Annotated in this window: 23 protein-coding genes; 18 read left to right on the top strand and 5 right to left on the bottom strand. The window is 32.6% G+C overall.

All coding sequences use genetic code 11. The features are described 5' to 3' along the window. Positions 1-386 precede the first annotated feature (386 nt). Together O5637_RS03175 and O5637_RS03170 are read left to right on the top strand one after the other, a co-directional pair. Complete coding sequence (locus O5637_RS03175) at positions 387-728, top strand: hypothetical protein (RefSeq protein ID WP_269606047.1); 342 nt, start codon at positions 387-389, stop codon at positions 726-728. A 59-nt stretch (positions 729-787) separates the two neighbouring features. Then, a complete protein-coding gene (locus O5637_RS03170) occupies positions 788-1,327 on the top strand; it encodes a hypothetical protein (protein ID WP_269606045.1) in 540 nt (179 codons plus the stop codon). Positions 1,328-1,565: 238 nt separating this feature from the next. On the opposite strand, the gene O5637_RS03165 is transcribed toward O5637_RS03170, so the two are convergent. Further along, positions 1,566-1,748, bottom strand: coding sequence for a hypothetical protein (locus tag O5637_RS03165; RefSeq protein WP_269606043.1), 183 nt, complete (start codon positions 1,746-1,748; stop codon positions 1,566-1,568). Positions 1,749-1,987: 239 nt separating this feature from the next. On the opposite strand from O5637_RS03165, the gene O5637_RS03160 reads away from it, so the two are divergent. The 3 genes from O5637_RS03160 to O5637_RS03150 all read left to right on the top strand — a co-directional run bounded on the left by O5637_RS03160 (position 1,988) and on the right by O5637_RS03150 (position 3,327). After that, the gene (locus O5637_RS03160) at positions 1,988-2,314 is read left to right on the top strand and encodes a hypothetical protein (RefSeq protein WP_269606041.1); all 327 of its coding nucleotides are present in this window, start codon (positions 1,988-1,990) and stop codon (positions 2,312-2,314) included. A gap of 138 nt (positions 2,315-2,452) precedes the next feature. Then, complete coding sequence (locus O5637_RS03155; protein WP_269606039.1) at positions 2,453-2,716, top strand: hypothetical protein; 264 nt, start codon at positions 2,453-2,455, stop codon at positions 2,714-2,716. A 251-nt stretch (positions 2,717-2,967) separates the two neighbouring features. Beyond that, entirely contained in the window at positions 2,968-3,327 is a 360-nt protein-coding gene (locus O5637_RS03150; protein ID WP_269606037.1) for a hypothetical protein, read from the top strand. A 42-nt stretch (positions 3,328-3,369) separates the two neighbouring features. On the opposite strand, the gene O5637_RS03145 is transcribed toward O5637_RS03150, so the two are convergent. Then, a complete protein-coding gene (locus tag O5637_RS03145) occupies positions 3,370-3,534 on the bottom strand; it encodes a hypothetical protein (RefSeq protein WP_269606035.1) in 165 nt (54 codons plus the stop codon). Between the two features lie 329 nt (positions 3,535-3,863). Here O5637_RS03145 and O5637_RS03140 point away from each other — a divergent pair, with 329 nt between their 5' ends. Continuing rightward, on the top strand, positions 3,864-4,250 hold the full coding sequence (locus O5637_RS03140; protein WP_269606889.1) for a putative quinol monooxygenase: 387 nt from the start codon (positions 3,864-3,866) through the stop codon (positions 4,248-4,250). Between the two features lie 4 nt (positions 4,251-4,254). Further along, the gene (locus O5637_RS03135; protein WP_269606033.1) at positions 4,255-4,518 is read left to right on the top strand and encodes a hypothetical protein; all 264 of its coding nucleotides are present in this window, start codon (positions 4,255-4,257) and stop codon (positions 4,516-4,518) included. Positions 4,519-4,782: 264 nt separating this feature from the next. On the opposite strand, the gene O5637_RS03130 is transcribed toward O5637_RS03135, so the two are convergent. Beyond that, complete coding sequence (locus O5637_RS03130; RefSeq protein ID WP_269606032.1) at positions 4,783-5,409, bottom strand: hypothetical protein; 627 nt, start codon at positions 5,407-5,409, stop codon at positions 4,783-4,785. Between the two features lie 331 nt (positions 5,410-5,740). Here O5637_RS03130 and O5637_RS03125 point away from each other — a divergent pair, with 331 nt between their 5' ends. Genes O5637_RS03125 through O5637_RS03110 form a run of 4 tightly spaced genes read left to right on the top strand, consistent with a single transcriptional unit; the run spans position 5,741 to position 6,358 of the window. Continuing rightward, on the top strand, positions 5,741-5,947 hold the full coding sequence (locus O5637_RS03125) for a high light inducible protein (RefSeq protein ID WP_269605917.1): 207 nt from the start codon (positions 5,741-5,743) through the stop codon (positions 5,945-5,947). A 20-nt stretch (positions 5,948-5,967) separates the two neighbouring features. Then, positions 5,968-6,087, top strand: coding sequence for a high light inducible protein (locus tag O5637_RS03120; protein WP_011294968.1), 120 nt, complete (start codon positions 5,968-5,970; stop codon positions 6,085-6,087). Next, complete coding sequence (locus O5637_RS03115) at positions 6,087-6,233, top strand: high light inducible protein (protein ID WP_269605758.1); 147 nt, start codon at positions 6,087-6,089, stop codon at positions 6,231-6,233. The genes O5637_RS03120 and O5637_RS03115 overlap by 1 nt, the downstream gene beginning before the upstream one ends. Beyond that, complete coding sequence (locus O5637_RS03110) at positions 6,173-6,358, top strand: chlorophyll a/b-binding protein (protein WP_332299753.1); 186 nt, start codon at positions 6,173-6,175, stop codon at positions 6,356-6,358. The genes O5637_RS03115 and O5637_RS03110 overlap by 61 nt, the downstream gene beginning before the upstream one ends. A gap of 15 nt (positions 6,359-6,373) precedes the next feature. Here O5637_RS03110 and O5637_RS03105 read toward each other — a convergent pair whose 3' ends face one another. Both O5637_RS03105 and O5637_RS03100 read right to left on the bottom strand, forming a co-directional pair. Further along, a complete protein-coding gene (locus O5637_RS03105) occupies positions 6,374-6,721 on the bottom strand; it encodes a hypothetical protein (RefSeq protein WP_269606031.1) in 348 nt (115 codons plus the stop codon). Between the two features lie 241 nt (positions 6,722-6,962). Next, the gene (locus tag O5637_RS03100) at positions 6,963-7,235 is read right to left on the bottom strand and encodes a DUF3303 domain-containing protein (RefSeq protein ID WP_269606030.1); all 273 of its coding nucleotides are present in this window, start codon (positions 7,233-7,235) and stop codon (positions 6,963-6,965) included. A gap of 838 nt (positions 7,236-8,073) precedes the next feature. Here O5637_RS03100 and O5637_RS03095 point away from each other — a divergent pair. From O5637_RS03095 to O5637_RS03065, 7 genes are all read left to right on the top strand, one after another. After that, entirely contained in the window at positions 8,074-8,364 is a 291-nt protein-coding gene (locus O5637_RS03095; protein WP_269606029.1) for a cytochrome oxidase, read from the top strand. 490 nt (positions 8,365-8,854) lie between these two features. Next, positions 8,855-9,001 carry a hypothetical protein gene (locus O5637_RS03090; RefSeq protein WP_269606994.1) on the top strand — a complete coding sequence of 49 codons (147 nt, stop codon included), beginning with the start codon at positions 8,855-8,857 and terminating at the stop codon, positions 8,999-9,001. A gap of 152 nt (positions 9,002-9,153) precedes the next feature. Then, positions 9,154-9,381 (top strand): hypothetical protein, encoded by a 228-nt coding sequence (locus tag O5637_RS03085; RefSeq protein WP_269606028.1) that lies wholly within the window; start codon positions 9,154-9,156, stop codon positions 9,379-9,381. A 236-nt stretch (positions 9,382-9,617) separates the two neighbouring features. Then, the gene (locus O5637_RS03080; RefSeq protein WP_269606026.1) at positions 9,618-10,007 is read left to right on the top strand and encodes a hypothetical protein; all 390 of its coding nucleotides are present in this window, start codon (positions 9,618-9,620) and stop codon (positions 10,005-10,007) included. A 136-nt stretch (positions 10,008-10,143) separates the two neighbouring features. After that, positions 10,144-10,440, top strand: coding sequence for a DUF3303 domain-containing protein (locus O5637_RS03075; protein WP_269606024.1), 297 nt, complete (start codon positions 10,144-10,146; stop codon positions 10,438-10,440). 481 nt (positions 10,441-10,921) lie between these two features. After that, the gene (locus tag O5637_RS03070; RefSeq protein ID WP_269606022.1) at positions 10,922-11,173 is read left to right on the top strand and encodes a hypothetical protein; all 252 of its coding nucleotides are present in this window, start codon (positions 10,922-10,924) and stop codon (positions 11,171-11,173) included. A 286-nt stretch (positions 11,174-11,459) separates the two neighbouring features. Beyond that, on the top strand, positions 11,460-11,801 hold the full coding sequence (locus O5637_RS03065; protein WP_269606020.1) for a hypothetical protein: 342 nt from the start codon (positions 11,460-11,462) through the stop codon (positions 11,799-11,801). The last annotated feature ends 363 nt before the right edge of the window (positions 11,802-12,164 follow it).

Here is a 12,164-nt window from a genome sequence, read left to right as displayed (position 1 = left end):
ACCATGGGTTAGATAGCCTTGGTATTCACTGGATGCAATATCTATCAATGACATTAATTTCTTTATTAATATTTTTCATTGGTCTAGATAAGGCGGTTCCGAGTTTTCATCATTTTGTTTTATCTCTCTTATTCAAGCTTCAGTGCAGCGGCTTCAACTGTAATGGTGTGAAAATCAATTATTTATAGCTTTATTAGTTGTAATTTAGCGTCAACAGTCAGCTAAAATTTATAAACTTTATCTGATATAACCTTTTGAAGGAAATTTCTTAATTTTGAGAATCTTGTTAATACATGGTTGCGCTAACTCTTCTTTTTCTTATCTGGTAGTTGGATTACATGACTTAATTTCCTTTTAGGCATGAACTTTCGAATTATGAATGATTTATGAAACGCCCATTATATCTCGTAATTTTTTTGATTCTTTCTCTTCCTTTGAATTCAAATACTTTTGACGAAATAGAGGCTAAAAGAGAATGTGATAAATGGGTTCATGAAGCAGGAACTTACCTCATGTGGAAAAAAGATTGGAAACAAGTTGATGGTGAAATGCAAAGGAAATGGAAAATAAAAAGAGTGTCCAAAAGAGTCTGTAAAATGGATCAATTAACCAATAAATTTATTGGATTAGAGTACCAAGTTAGAAATGGAAAAGTTCTTTCTAAAAACGAAATGATTGGTAAGAGACATCAATTAATAATAAAAAGGACTTTTCTTTTTAAGCCATAGATCGTTTTGAACAAATTAGAATAAAATTATTCAATCTAATGAAAGAAGAGTTGCTCTAGATGACAGAACAAATCGAAGTGCTTGGACAATTTGATGTCAGAAGAGATGATGTCGCTACTAAAAGTGAACCTGAATTGACTGGTAAGATATCAATTGAAAAAGCGAGAATAACTAATACATTTGGAGGAGATCAATTAAACGCTGCTTTGGACGCAGTAAATAATAAAAAAACATATATCAGAGGTTATGAGAATCAATCTAAAAAGTTTTATATCAGTAGAAAAGACTGTCCAGTAAGAAATTTTTGTGAGGACTTGGCAGGGCCAAATAAAAGAGCAGAATCAATACAAATGTTTGATGCACTGTTCTGGGGTTCATGGATTGCTTGTAATGGGATGCCAGAGGAAGCAAAAGAATGGCTAGATGAGAGAGTCAAAGATTATAAAGATGGGAGAAAGATGGATTTTATATGTGATTGTCGAAAATTTAGAGGTAATGATGCTGACAAGACTCAGGCAAGTGAGATAACTAGGGCAGAATATCCATTTGATTGTCATGGTTATACCCTTAAAAAATACATTGAAGAACAAGCCAAGTAAACAAATAATGGATTTTTAAAAATTTAATTGCTTTTTTAAAGACTTCAATATTTTAATTTTCAATGCTTTTCTTAATTTAAAGGATCACCTAAATAGTTTTATCTCTTGTTTTATATTTCCTATTAAAGATATTTTCCCATAAATATTCTATTGTTTTCGAAGAACTTGATCTTATGTCCTACTTCTTCCACCTCAATCATTCAGATATATTGCTCCATTCTGTCCTCAATTAAGCACTTTAAGAAAACCACATCCCACCATTCTTGCTTGCTTCTAAGAAACACTTGTTTTGCACCTCAATATCCTCAATCAAATTTTTGGACTTGTGCAACTCAACTTTTTGATTGTTGAGAGGTTTTGCTGTTATTGGCCATAGCCTTGATAGCAATGATCTTGTTCTTGCTCTAGCAAATGAAACCATCGATCAATAGTCCTAAAGAGTAGTGGCAGCTAATTAGCTTCCTATATTTTTTATAGCCTTAAAAAAGAGATTACCTATTACATATGTTATGAGATAAAGATCAGCATGGATGGAGATCCAACTGATGGTTTAAATTCTCTTGATTTGTTTTTGACTCATATGGTTTTTTTTTGCTTTTTTTTAATTAACTTTGCTTAGATTAAGAAGATGAGTTGAGCAAGATCAGCTAGAAAGGGTTAATGAAATTCTCATTACCTATTTACCAAGACCTCAATGATTACTTAGCTGTAAGAACTAAGACCATATCCCGTATCGCTATAGCTGACATTATGGATAACAGTATGCTGATTAGATGGTACAGCAAAATTTTTGATAGCTATTTACTCGTAAAAGACTTAAAAGGTTTTGGCTATTTTGAATCTGAGTACTCACATGGTTATGTCCAAGCCACTTTTCGATTTAACAAACTTGCATTGGAAGTAATTCGATTTCAATTTGACCTGCGTGGACTTAATAGAAGAAACACCAGAGAGATTTCTATTATTGAAGAAGCTATGAAAGGCTAAATAAATCCCGACTGTCATGCTGTTAGTAATAAAGGTATTTAATTTCCTGTTATGTCAGAAGAGCCTAAAGAGATAGACATTCGTACAGAAAAGCTATAAAAGAAATGCAATGCTAACTATTGTTTTGACCATTTTTTTATGAATACCCTAATCATTTCAACCTTTAGCTGTACTTTTGAAGAATTTGAAAAGGAAATTACTGAGAGTTTCTTTGGTTGCTTGGTTAAGGATTATGTGAGTGACTTTGAGTTTGTAAAAGTCAACGATCATAAAGCTCATACCTTAATCAATATCACCGATATGGATAAATTTGGAGCATCATTAGAAAGTGATGAAGCTAAAGAGTTCGACAAAAGAAATAATTGTAAAGATACTGTTTATACTCTTGATCTTATAGAATAAGTAAATTCTCTCGAGGTTAACGAGATCTTTTCTTCTGAAAAAAACTAATGAAAACAATAAAATCTTTTTTTCCATTTATTGCTGCAATTGGGTTTTTCTTCTTCGCGACTAATTCGAAGATGCAGAAAAAAATGTATTAATATCACTCAACCGATAATGAAATCAGTACCATTTCTGTTCAGGCATTTAATCCGAATGAATGAATTTTAAAGTTTCCATTTACAATTAAGGAGAGATAAGCATCTTCCTTTGTGATTCAAGCTAACGATTTAGAAGTAAAGCTCAAGCTTTGTACAAGTTTTATAGTTAAAGAAGTTATCGCATTAGATCCACTTGCAAGGAGGCAATGGCTTTTTACTTACAAAGGGATTATTCAATACGCTGATTCTCAAGGGAGCGAACTCACAAAAGATCAGATTGTAGGGGCAGATATTTATAGAGATCTTATTAAGCAAGTAGAAGAATTAATTAAAGAGGAAGATTTTGAAGGGCAAAATTACAATGCATATAAAAGCCGTGATCCAGATTACGAAACTATTCACAAAAAACGTTTAAAACAAATACGAGAAGATTTTCCTATACCTGATCAATTTAAAGAGAGGACTTCATAAAACCTTCACAGCAAAAAAATAAAAATAGTCTATTAGCTTTGCTTAGGTGATTCTTTTATTGATTCTTTTTCTTAAAGCCTTTAGTTGATAGTTAAATCTCAATTGCTTTATATGTTGCAGCTTTTCGGCTAAATCGACTGGCATTGACCTTGCCGCTTTAACAAGCTCAAAAGCGTACCTATGCGTATCTTTTGTATAAGAATCCATAGTCGACGTAAGGAATTATCTAACATCTTGGCAACTCAAAACAGATTTTGTCTATGTAAAAAAGAAATTTGAGTATTAACGCTGTTCGTTGGTAATAAAAATGTCTTATCTAGGGATCTAAATCGTATATATCAGATATCTTTACTCTGCTATATCTATTAGGCAGGAACTGCTTGTTCTTGTTCTTTTTGTTTTTAACGCCCTCCACTTGAAGATCTAGTCTTCTTAAAAATTAAAATGTTTATGTCAGAAGAGCCTGAAAAGCTGCCCTCTTACTACAGCAACTTTAAAAGAAATATGCGATGGTGAGATCTAACGCAGAAAAATTAATGTCATTCGGAGTCGAAACACCCTTTATTCTTCTTGCTCGTATTCAAGTTAAGCCAGATAAAGTTCAAGAATATTTATTACTTGCAGCTAAAACTGATAAGGCCGTTGAGGATTCAGAACCAGGAATGTTGCACCATACTTTTGATCAAGATCCCGGGAATCCTCTTTGTTTTGTTTGGTCCGAAGTTTATAAAAATGATGAGGCTTTCCTTTCTCATCTGTCAAATCCACCTGTAGGTGAATATTTACAGGGTCATGCAGAACTTGGCGATAATTTCACTGTCGAGGTTTATGGAACTGTTGGAGAAAAATGTAAAGCCGCAATGGAAGCAACAGGATTGCCATTAAAAATCTTTGAGAGCAAACTTGGCTACAGCAGGGTCTAATTAAATGGAAAAACTTTTTATTGTATGTACTTTTGATTGCTCTTTTGAATACTATCAAGAGACGATTGAAAAGTTCGTTAAGGAATATGGTGATGGAGTCGTTATTGACTATGACTTAAACAAAATCAATGACCATAAATCACATTCCTTCTATAACGTCACAAGCTTAGAAGCTTTTATAGAGATACTTGATACTCCATTTGCTAAGGAGTGGGACAAAGCAAACAATTGCAAAGATATTGTTTATAAGCTTGAGCTCGTTGAATAAAGTTATGAACAGCTTTTTTAGTATGACTCTTAATCTTAAGAATGAATCCGTGGTTTGTGAGATTAAGTGTATTTTTCCAATCAGATAATTTGAGAACCACTGGAGAGGTAACCGTGATTAATTGTCGTGAAAACCCCTGCTAAATGATAATTATATCTTTAAGTTTTTATGAAAATAACTCTATTGATTGGTGGCTATGAAATTTTTCTGTATTAAAAATTGAATGACTTTCAATATAAATCTGATCTGTTTTACTCATTGGATTCAATCTTTAAGCCAAGTTATGACCGAACCTCCTTGCCCTCTTGCTGAAAGCCATTCACAAGCTTCTCCTAATGCAATCAGAGCAAAAAATGACTTCTTCTCTTCTTCTGGCTCTTCAAGGGATCTCCTCAATAATGTATTTGAATTTGAATTGAGTTCAATTAGTTTCAAATAGAATGTTAATAAAGGTTGTTTTCCTTGTAAATAGCCAGAGCCTGAAAATTTTATTGTGAAGAGTCCCAATTGGATGGATGCGATAACAGAAAATTTGGGTAAATCCTCATTTGAGATGTCCTCTTTAAACTCTATGTTTGCAGAGAAGATTCTTAGCAATGAACTGAAAATAAGTTCTTCTTCGTTGATGTCTTTTTTCCATACAGAGAGAAACTTCCAATTTCCTATAAGCGAATCAAATTCAATTCCACTACCTTGATACTTTGCAAGTCTTTCCAGCTCAATAAGCTTTTCTTTATCTGGGAGTTTGACAGAAGTCTTTCTTAAAAGATCTTCCTTATTGTAACTGCTTAAAAGGGAAGTTTTTCTTGCACGACTTTGAATCGAAAATAGAAGTGGTATTACTGCAATTACTAATGCTGCATCAATTAATAGGAATTTAGATATATTCATTTCATGGAACCATGAGGAACATCAGTGGTAAAAAGTCATTTCTTTATAAATCTCTTATAGGTTTTTCATAGTGTCAGAGCAATAGGACTTAACAGTTAATGCCTCTTTATAGGAGAGTTTTGCTGGGCCTAGTTTTCTTCCAGTTCGCGCTACTTATACTTATCAGAATGATCAATATATCTAATCATTGTATCAATATCTCTCTAATTAGTTGCTGTATTTAGTTTTTAAGGTTTACCTCTATCAAGGATTAGAAGAAGCCGTACCCGACCGTATCTTCCACTTAGAAAATTCATACTTTACATTTGTTCACATCAACGCAATTCCAGCAATGACAAGTTCATCTCCATCTCAAGTAATCACTGAGTACGGCAAGCAAAACATCTTTGGCCGTGAAACACAGCCTCAGCTTGTAGAGGACTACACCAGCTATCCAGAGGAAGCAGAAAAGACAAATGGCCGTTGGGCAATGATCGGAATGTTCAGCCTTTTGGTTTCATACTTCGCAACAGGTCAAATCATTCCTGGAATTTTCTAAACCAATAACTACTCATAACAATGCAACCATCTAACAAAACAATCCTAGAAAGAAGCATCGGCAGACCAGCCATGATGGCATTCGTTCTACTAACAGGTATCTACCTGACAACTGGTCAACTTATCCCAGGTGTCGTTTAATGAAAAACCAAATCACTGAAACTCCAAGAGTTGAAGAAGGCAAAGTTATTGCTGAAAGACTAAATGGCTACGCAGCATTTGTTGGATGTTGGGCACTAATCGGTGCATATCTAACAACCGGTCAAATCATTCCAGGTGTTGTGTAATGAACAAAGAAACAAACTACTGGAAAACAGCAGAGCAAATGAATGGCCGTCTCGCGATGATGGGTTTCTTTGCTGCAGTGATTAATTACGGAATAACAGGCTGGATTATCCCAGGAATTGTATAGTCCGAACTTCCAACTCTAAATTAAAAGCCTCTTGTCTGTGATTACGGAAGGGGCTTTTTTAGTGCTTCTAAAGCGATTTTTTTTTTTTTTGACAACAGTTCCTTTTTCAAATTTTTTATAAAGTACATATCCAATCAGAAATAGAGCAATAAAGGAAAAGTTTTGATTGAAAATCTCAATTATCAGATATGCAAACACTGGAATCAATAAAAATCTTTTGGCTGAAAGCTTTTCTTCAGGTGTTAAACCTCTCCATTCAAGATACCTTCTCCATTGGAAAACCCTCTTCATTTCTCTTCCTGTTGATTCTCTCCTCTTTATAAAATTATTAAATAAAATTTTTAGATCAAAGAAGCGGCTCATAACCTCATTATGTTTTCTTAATACTTATGTTACCTATAAAAAACAAAGCTCAATCTATGAAGACGGAAGTCAATATGAGCTAATAGCTTTACTTATACAGGTGCTTAAGAGATATTATTTACTTAAGACGTTCTTTTTTTCAATAAAAGGAGTGAGGTTGAATGCTCTTAAATAGATGAGATAAAAGACAGACGTATGTCGTCTTTTATCTCAATTACCTCGCTATTAATCAGGTTTTGATTTAACTGTAGATTTTTGCGCAAATGGGTCCAGCTTCTTCATCTGTAAATACTGGAGTGGTTTGCCAATCTAGGAATTCAGCCCATTCAGCGGCATGCTCGTAAAGTGCTTTTGGATCTTCTGCTTTTACAAGAATCCAGCCTTCAAGTGATCCTGGAGCGTGATATCTACCCAGCATCTCTGCTCCTGCGTATGGAGCTCCCGTGGCTAAAAATCTTTCTGCGCCTTTTTGGTGGTAACCAGACTTGAATTTCCAATGCTGTATGTAGAGCATGAATCGTTTGAGTAATCTTGTACTTTATAAACGAATCTTGTTTTTATCGCTCGTAAAGATGATCACATTTAGATACATACCTTTAATTTCTCAACACCTAACGAACACTCCAAAGGTAAGTACATGAGTAGTTTGCTTGTCTTTAGCTTGGGAAGAGAGTTGGTAACACTTTTTTTAGATCAGTATTATTTTTGCTTTTTATGCCAGGAAATTAAAAAATTCTTCACTGTGATGAATATGACGTGAAGCTTTGACAACTAAATTCTCTTCAATGTAGTTCTCTAAAACTCATGATTATGTCTTAAGTATTGCCATTACAGTGGAAAATAGTTTCATTCACTCCATGGAAATAGACTTTTCCGATGCTGATTCTTGATCAGCCAAATAATCACAAATTCTTTTGCTCATACTAGAAAAGCCTTACGATTGATTCAATTCTCGTGAAGAGATTTTGCCACAAGTATAAAATTAGGTGTTAAGACGGACTTGTTTAGTGATTCTAATGACGCATTAATTGTTTAATTATCTTTTTTGTAAATGCCATCACGAGTCCTTGATGATTTTATTGATGATTGTTTTCTCAGTGGTGACGATATTTGCAAATTTCAAATCTATAGGTCAAGAAAATATGAGAACAGGGTCAACCCAATTGCCTCTCAATTAATTGCTTTGAATCAGAAGGTCTATCTAGATAAGACTAAATAAATTGCTGTTAAAAACTTTACTTCTATAGTCTAGATACTTCTTATTGTCACAATAAATTTGAACATTAATAGGCTTAACTGGATTATCGCAAGATTTGCATGTAAACTTAAACTTATGGTATGTATTTTTTAGAATGCCATTAAAGAAAAAACCAGTACCAGTTCCATGGGAAATAAATGATGGTGACGACAATTATCTTAAAGAGCCTTGGATTCTCAAGAAAGGAAAAGAGTTTATTACCATTGAGACAGATAATGATAATAGAGGTAATTTCTATCTTCAAAAAGATGATGAAAAACGTTTATCTTTAAGTGCTTTACAAGCTAAATTGACTTATCATCAACTTCTTGATTTTGGTTATAAGCTTCAAAAACCAAAGAGAAAAAAAACAAAGACATCTGAGAGTTCTGATAAATTTATTTAAGATGAACCACTATTTTCTTGATACATCAATTCTAAGTAGTAAATAATAATGATTAGCAAATAAAATTACAATTACTCATGATGAACACTTGTCAAAGTGTCTTTATGACCCTTGAAAAGAAATATATGTAACTTTTAGTAAATATACGTCTAGCTTATTTGAATGAATATTTCAAAAGTAATTATTTCTAAGCAAAAAAAAATAGCTAATCAATATTCTTTTGAAAATGAGGTTGGTTTATCTTCTTATGACTTAGCCTTGATTTCGATTAATAAAATTAATAACAAGAGCAAATCATTTATAAATGACTCTTCAAAAACTACTTTTTTAATCTAAGCCTGATTCCTAGTCGTCTACTTTAATAATGTATTAGGGAATACCTTTATAATGTAGATATATAATTTTTTTATAGTTGTAATAACTCCTACTGACTCATGAATGTAGCTGTTTAAACTGAATTTATACAATTATTTATTTCACTTAAAAACCAATGATAGGGACAATATCTAAATGGTTCTCATCGAATTTAAATCCAGACAAAGCTGAAAAATATAATGGTTGGGCTGCCATGATTGGAATTATTTCTGGTATTGGTGCATATGCAATTACGGGTCAGATAATTCCTGGTGTCTTCTAGTACTAGTAAATACTGAGGTAGTAAAACGGAGGTCATAATACTCCCGCATTAAGACGGATTTACTCATGGTCTTTATTTCTATTTAATCAGATATATATTCACTATTAACAATAAGAACCACTGAAGGCTTTTGAGAGTAAGTGAATGTTCTCATGTTAAAAATTAATTTAGTAACTATGACTAACAAAGCTTCAAAAAAAACATCTAATCAAAATGATGATTATTTAAAAAGGTCTCAAGCAGAGATGCAAAGAAGATTTGTGGATTTGCAATTCAAGAGAAGTGAATTGGAGAAGCAGTTGAAAACAGTTAATGAAGTCCTTTTTTCTTTGGGTAGAGAAATGGAACAACACTTTTCATATAATCAGTTTTATAAGTAAGCATAAAGTTTTTTGATATTACCTATAAGCAAAACTGCTTATTGAGCATTTGTTTTTAAGAAAATAGAATTTTTATTTGGTATTAATGTTCATTTGAACTATTTCAAAATTGAGTCGAAACTGAAGACTTCAAGTTTTTAAGAAAAGATAATTTATGTATATTTACTATACGTTATAGATTATTGCCTTTTATCGGTCGACTCAAGTAGGGATAATTATAAAAATAGCTATAAATAATGATTGCCTTGCGAAAATATATACACCAACGATTGCTTATCTTCTGCATCTTTTTTCTGATTTTTTTCTTCTCTCCCTTTATCCTATTTGCTGATGGGATAGGTTGGTTAGAAGTATCTAAGACAAATAATGAATTACTATCTATAAAACCTGATTCAATCAAATATAATAACAAAGGTTTTCTTTCAGTTCTCGCTAAATATTCTGAGATCGATTTAGATGATCAAACTATTATAAATAATGATTCCTTTTTAATGGCTATTGATTGTGAGAATAGATTATTTAGTAAATTTCCAGTAAATGCTGATCTTAAGCAAGTAAAAAGTTGGGTAAACCCCATTAATAACAAGTTGATTAAAAAAGCTATTATTAATAGCTGTTCATACTAATTGTTTGAAAATATATAAATAATTTCTTTATATTTACAGGTGAAAAATTGTTAATTCAAAGTTCTAGAAAGATGATATTTAATTGTTTTTTTGATAACTCTATGCAAAGTAGTTGTAATGGTTTTTACCCTCAGTTATGCAGCGTTATCTGATCTCTTATGAATTTAATGATGGAGAAGATCAAGAAACAGGTGGAGAAATGTTGGTTAAATGGTATGAAACAGGAGGAGTAGAAAATAGACCAGAAACCTATGAGGTTCATTCATGGGTTTTTATGATTCAAAATGGTACTGGTCATTGCGTCGTTAGGGCAGATTCTTTAGATACGATATGGAAACTATGGCATCCTTGGAGAAAATTGATGGATATATCTATTCAACCTTGTTTGGATATGGAAGAAACAATATCTTTGATTAAAAAAATTAGGCAATAGGCAAATCCGAGATTGAGAAAATAAAAACCACTGGATCTCTTCACTTGCTACTGGGTTTACTTCTTATAAGCATGTTGCTTTTCTCAGTGGAAACGATTGCTCCTTCTGTTTCAGCATAAACATTACTCTATGTTAGAGGCTTCGCTGGTAATGTTGCCGCATCTGATTTAGGTGTTGGCTTTTTATTAATCATTGCGAGTTCCATAACAGATTTCCATACTCCCAGTAAAGTCTTTTAGGTGAGTTGGTCTTAATGGCTTGCTTATTGATAGTTGCTGTCTTTAACACAATAAATGCAGTCATTATTGTTGATGCTTTTACACCCTCACCGTTTTGGATTGTTCTAATTGCAAATCCTTTTTTATGTACCTATTCACTGTTGAAAGGTAAGAATTTTTGATCAAATGAAGTCTGTACGTTTTTTATGCCTTTAAATACATTCCGAGCAATGAGAAAAGGTAGTGATAATTTTTACTAAGCAATGAAAAAATTAACACAATGGTCTTATAAGCTCTGGCTGAACTTAAGAGAATTTATGCTAGCTACTTTATTTGCTTCCGCATTTCCTTGGCTCTGGCTTGCTGGAACAGATCTTGGAATAAATCATTTTACTACTGATTTAATTCTTGTTGTTTCTTTCGCAATATTGACAGCCCTACCTATGTCATTCCTAAGACCAACAATTAAAAAGTGGGAACAAGCTGGAGTGAAGAGCTCTCTTTTTACAAAGTAGAATTTAGAAGTTACAGTCGATTCTTTTTGGGGGCCTTAGCCCACTTTTTGGTGGTAATTATTACGGATTGAATCTTTTTGATCTATCGATTTAATAGAAATAATTTAAATGATTTTATGCACATTACAGCTTTCTTGAAAAAAAAGATATCTAAAATAAAAAACAGGTTTGATGTGCAAAAAGTTCCGATCATGATGCAGAAAGATCTAGAAACTATGGCTTATTTGAACAAGATTTAAAACGAAATAATTAAGGGATAAGCCAAACTTATAAATAAGAAAGTAGGGTGGATCTAGTTAAGGCTTTGGTTATGACTGCTACTGCTGCTCCAACAGTAAAAGATCAGGAATTGATGCCACATGGATTGGTTGAATCAGCAAGTGTAAATTCATTTGCAGATTTCGTTTCATCAAATTTGAATGAAACGGAAGCAAATAAAGAAAAGGAGGTAAATGATTTTATAAATACTTTTATTTGTCACCTGATTTTTTATGCGGTTTTTTGCATTTCACTTGTTTTGTACATCCTTATTGACCTTGGCCTTGGGTCGTTTGTTAAAAATCAAGTTCTTCAGTTGATTGAAATTGTAAAAAAATCAGTTGTTTTGAAAAATCCTGCTTTCGCTTGATTAAAGAATATTTTTAAATTAACTATGCTCTGCAATTAATTCGTGGAGTGTTTTTAGTTTTTTTGCTAACTATCTGATGCCATATCAGATTAGCTTCTTTTGCTAAATCCATATATTCATTTCTACCTTCAGCATGTTTCATCTTCAATAAAGTGAATGCATACCGATGGGTGAGTTTTTTGGTCATTATCATCAGGTCAATGCATAGAAGGATGTATCAAAGAATTAAAATCGATTGTATTTGATTTAACAATCTGAACTTTTTAGCTCGTAAGACTTTACATCGTAGTTGTTTCAGTAGCTAGTGATTTTTAATTAGACAATCCTTTTCTATGGCATTTGCAATCAATTAGCTTTTTTTCT

Source organism: Prochlorococcus marinus str. MIT 0917 (assembly GCF_027359575.1).
In the GTDB taxonomy this organism is placed as follows: Bacteria; Cyanobacteriota; Cyanobacteriia; order PCC-6307; family Cyanobiaceae; genus Prochlorococcus_B; species Prochlorococcus_B marinus_D.
Note: the sequence above shows the minus strand (reverse complement) of the source record. Positions and strands in the feature narration are given on the sequence as shown.

Excerpts from the sequence above, each read along its gene's own strand:
- O5637_RS03175 (WP_269606047.1), top strand. The coding sequence starts at position 387 with ATGAAACGCCCATTATATCTCGTAATTTTTTTGATTCTTTCTCTTCCT.
- O5637_RS03170 (WP_269606045.1), top strand. The coding sequence starts at position 788 with ATGACAGAACAAATCGAAGTGCTTGGACAATTTGATGTCAGAAGAGAT.
- O5637_RS03165 (WP_269606043.1), bottom strand. The coding sequence starts at position 1,748 with ATGGTTTCATTTGCTAGAGCAAGAACAAGATCATTGCTATCAAGGCTA.
- O5637_RS03160 (WP_269606041.1), top strand. The coding sequence starts at position 1,988 with ATGAAATTCTCATTACCTATTTACCAAGACCTCAATGATTACTTAGCT.
- O5637_RS03155 (WP_269606039.1), top strand. The coding sequence starts at position 2,453 with ATGAATACCCTAATCATTTCAACCTTTAGCTGTACTTTTGAAGAATTT.
- O5637_RS03145 (WP_269606035.1), bottom strand. The coding sequence starts at position 3,534 with ATGGATTCTTATACAAAAGATACGCATAGGTACGCTTTTGAGCTTGTT.
- O5637_RS03140 (WP_269606889.1), top strand. The coding sequence starts at position 3,864 with ATGTCATTCGGAGTCGAAACACCCTTTATTCTTCTTGCTCGTATTCAA.
- O5637_RS03135 (WP_269606033.1), top strand. The coding sequence starts at position 4,255 with ATGGAAAAACTTTTTATTGTATGTACTTTTGATTGCTCTTTTGAATAC.
- O5637_RS03130 (WP_269606032.1), bottom strand. The coding sequence starts at position 5,409 with ATGAATATATCTAAATTCCTATTAATTGATGCAGCATTAGTAATTGCA.
- O5637_RS03125 (WP_269605917.1), top strand. The coding sequence starts at position 5,741 with ATGACAAGTTCATCTCCATCTCAAGTAATCACTGAGTACGGCAAGCAA.
- O5637_RS03120 (WP_011294968.1), top strand. The coding sequence starts at position 5,968 with ATGCAACCATCTAACAAAACAATCCTAGAAAGAAGCATCGGCAGACCA.
- O5637_RS03115 (WP_269605758.1), top strand. The coding sequence starts at position 6,087 with ATGAAAAACCAAATCACTGAAACTCCAAGAGTTGAAGAAGGCAAAGTT.
- O5637_RS03110 (WP_332299753.1), top strand. The coding sequence starts at position 6,173 with ATGTTGGGCACTAATCGGTGCATATCTAACAACCGGTCAAATCATTCC.
- O5637_RS03105 (WP_269606031.1), bottom strand. The coding sequence starts at position 6,721 with ATGAGCCGCTTCTTTGATCTAAAAATTTTATTTAATAATTTTATAAAG.
- O5637_RS03100 (WP_269606030.1), bottom strand. The coding sequence starts at position 7,235 with ATGCTCTACATACAGCATTGGAAATTCAAGTCTGGTTACCACCAAAAA.
- O5637_RS03095 (WP_269606029.1), top strand. The coding sequence starts at position 8,074 with ATGCCATTAAAGAAAAAACCAGTACCAGTTCCATGGGAAATAAATGAT.
- O5637_RS03090 (WP_269606994.1), top strand. The coding sequence starts at position 8,855 with ATGATAGGGACAATATCTAAATGGTTCTCATCGAATTTAAATCCAGAC.
- O5637_RS03085 (WP_269606028.1), top strand. The coding sequence starts at position 9,154 with ATGTTAAAAATTAATTTAGTAACTATGACTAACAAAGCTTCAAAAAAA.
- O5637_RS03080 (WP_269606026.1), top strand. The coding sequence starts at position 9,618 with ATGATTGCCTTGCGAAAATATATACACCAACGATTGCTTATCTTCTGC.
- O5637_RS03075 (WP_269606024.1), top strand. The coding sequence starts at position 10,144 with ATGCAGCGTTATCTGATCTCTTATGAATTTAATGATGGAGAAGATCAA.
- O5637_RS03070 (WP_269606022.1), top strand. The coding sequence starts at position 10,922 with ATGAAAAAATTAACACAATGGTCTTATAAGCTCTGGCTGAACTTAAGA.